The organism is Clostridium sp. UBA6640 (assembly GCF_002455975.1).
In the GTDB taxonomy this organism is placed as follows: domain Bacteria; phylum Bacillota; class Clostridia; order Clostridiales; family Clostridiaceae; genus Clostridium_J.
Genome location: NZ_DKLM01000005.1, coordinates 1 through 3,308, shown reverse-complemented (window position 1 = coordinate 3,308; position 3,308 = coordinate 1). Strand labels below are relative to the sequence as shown.

Sequence of the window (3,308 nt, the reverse complement as noted above, 5' to 3'; positions counted from 1 at the left end):
AGGGTTCCCCTGGGGTGCAGTATAGTTCGGAACAATACTTATCTACTTAACTAGAACAATGGAGATATGTAATACAACTAAATATTAGTTAATGTATTACATATTGTGACATATCCTACTGCACCCCAGGGGTTTATGAAGAGAGCAGCTACAGAGTTGAGTTTTGTGACTACTTTTATTTTGTTTAAAATCTATAATTTTGTTATAAACCCCAGGGGTGGAAGTTAATGCTGCTGAATATAACTCCACCTCTGGGGAACAGTTTAATCAATGGAAAATTGACAACTCATATGTTGCAATATCTATAATTATTTTCTGGGAAATATTGTAATGTATTTTGGAAAATATTAATAAGTTTTAATATATTTATAGTGAAGCTGAAAAATAAACTAAAACTTCTCCTTTAAAGGAGAAATATCTATAATTATCAATTCTCAATTGATTGAAAGTGATAGTTTATAAATATTATAAAACAGTTTTTAATGGATAGGATTGGACTAAATCTTGATGACACTTATTGGATAATTAGATTCAAGTTGTTAAGAATGGCTTATTAAAAATAAGCATGGATATATAGGAAATAATAGCGATGTAGGAGCTTTCGTTATCATTGTAGGAGGGATAGAGGAGGAACTCAGTTTTATGGCGGTAGTAAGCTTGGAGGGCGCTATTAGGTCAATTGAAAATTGACTATAGACAATTGACAATTGCGGTTGAAATCAATTCTGCAAATTAATTTCTTTAAATAAAAGTAGCTCTGCAATTTTAAAAATAGATAAATTCAGAATGTTTATCATAAGGCAGTAGTATCTATAATTTTCCATTGTCGATTTTCAATTGTATAAGGGTTTTTCTGAGGTGCAGTACTTAGTTCAATGCACAATTCACGATTCACAGTGCACAATTGCGGTTGAAATTAATTCTAACAAATTAATTTCTTTAATTTATTTTTGTAGGGGAGAACAGTTTAATCAATTGAGAATTGACTATGGACAATTGACAAGTGTGGTTGAAATTAATTTTGTAAATTAATTTCTTTAAATAGATTTTTTAGTAAAAGTGAGTATATAGCTTGAAAAATAAATAAGTTTAAGACTTCTCTTACAAAAGAGAAGTATCTATAAATCTTTATTATTAATTATGAACTTTTAATTGCATAAGGAGTGTAGTATAGTTTGGAGCAAAGCTAGTGAACATTATGGAGATAAGTAATTCCACCTCTGGGGAGCAGTTTAATCAATGGAGAATTGAGAATGGAAAATTGACAATTGTGGTTGAAATTATTTTTTATAAAAATAATTTCCCTAATTTTTTGTAGGGAAGAACAGTGTTCTCCAGTTTTCATTGCATATAGGATATCATCAAATTATATAACAGCAACTAATATGAAAATTTTCAGATTAATTTATTCATATTAAATTTATATTAATACTTTAAATTTGTTTAAATTCTACGATTTTACTATGAACCACAGAGGCTTTATCAATACACAATTCACGATTCAAAATGCATAATTATGGTTGAAATTATTTTTTAAAATAGTTTCTTCAATTTTTGTAGGGGAGAATAGTGCTCTCTAGTTTTCATTGACCACCATTTGAATTTAGTCAATGTTCTGTCATTAGAGGAAGGAAGAGAAGTTTTAAAAGCAATAAGTGAGCTGTAAGAAATTTATCCTATTGTAGTGAGAAAGCATACCCTTGAAGGAGTAAATAAATATTCAGATTTGAAATTTAAATTATATAAATATGGGGATGCGCATTGGGAAATAATAGGGGGAAACAGCATAAATGAAGGGAAAAAGAAGAAGATATATATTTCTTATGTTCTACTTACATGGTGCTAGACTTTATGCTATTACAAAAAAATGATATCAATAATAATTGTACTTTCATATAAAATTGTTGAAAAATATACTAATATTTTTAAAGTACTACTTTTGAAAAAGTTATTGACCACTATGAGAAAAAGTATAATGTACGGTTTTATGTACCATAAAAATTCATGTTTATTTTATAATTTAATTTAAGACGATTAAAAAGTTGTGATTATTAGTCACAACTTTTTTACTATAAAGTTTTATCAAGTAGCTACGACATATAAGGTAGTATTTAGAGTAGCAAAATATAAGGATATGGAGTTGATAATAATGAGATTAAGTCATAATATGCCTTCCCTAAATATTTATAGGCAATATTCAAAACACTTAGTGAATCAAAGTACTGCATTAAATAGAATATCTTCTGGACTTAAGGTAGCTACAGCAAAGGATGATCCTAATAAAATGGCGCGAAGTGAGCAGCTCAAACTTCAAGTAAGAGGACTTCAGATGGCAGCTAAAAATACTCAAGATGCAGCAAGTATGCTTCAGGCTGCTGATGGTTCAGCACAAAATATAGGTGAAATTATAATAAGAATAAAGGAACTAGTAATAAGTGCTGGAGGAAGTCATACAGAGGATAGTTTGCAGTCTATTCAAGGAGAAATAAATCAACTTATTGAAGGAATAGATAATATAGCTAATTACAGTGAGTTTAATGGAGTGAAATTATTATCAGAGGAAGGAAGTAATATAAAAGATCCTGAGTCTTTAGAATTGTTGAGCGGTGGAAATGTAGGAGATATAACTAAAATCCCTAAATATGACTTAACATCTAAAGGTTTAGGGTTAGTAGATGATGATGATAATGATAATCGAAGAGTAACAATTGATGTTAAAGATATTAATAGTTCTATAGAAAAGATAAATAAAGCTTTAGATTCAACTACTATAGTAAGAAGTAAGTATGGAGCTATAACAAATAGACTAGAAAGTACTTTTTCAATTCTTAATGAAACTTCAGGAGAGATTGAAGGAGCAGAAGCTGAGCTCACAGGGGCTGATATAAGCTTAGAAATTATAGAGTACTCTAAACATAGCTTGCTTATTGAAAGCTCCTTAGCATTAATGATTCAAACCAATAAAATGCCTCAGGACATTTTGAAGCATTTACAAAATGTTAGAGGAAGATAAGAATACAATTGAAAATTGACGATTGACAATGGAGAATTTATGAAACTTCTCAGAAATATCTGAGAAGTTGACAATCTAAATACAAGGAAAAGTTATTAGTTAACTTTTCCTTAGGTTTATTATGAAAACAGACTGTTAAAATTCCTTGCTAATTGTGAATTGTTTGTAAAGAATTTTAACTTTATTTTTAAAAATAAAATAGAGTTAGGGAAAAAGATGACTAGCAATTTTTAGCCATCTTTTATTTTAGGCTAGTTTAGGTATTTGGATACAATGGGAAAACTTAATATATACT

1 protein-coding gene is annotated in these 3,308 nt (G+C 28.9%); it reads left to right on the top strand.

The features are described from left to right. The first annotated feature begins 2,149 nt into the window (after positions 1 to 2,149). Positions 2,150 to 3,013 carry a flagellin gene (locus B2W91_RS00675; protein WP_291578335.1) on the top strand — a complete coding sequence of 288 codons (864 nt, stop codon included), beginning with the start codon at positions 2,150 to 2,152 and terminating at the stop codon, positions 3,011 to 3,013. The last annotated feature ends 295 nt before the right edge of the window (positions 3,014 to 3,308 follow it).

Coding starts and splice junctions, on each gene's coding strand:
- B2W91_RS00675 (WP_291578335.1), top strand. CDS start 2,150: ATGAGATTAAGTCATAATATGCCTTCCCTAAATATTTATAGGCAATAT.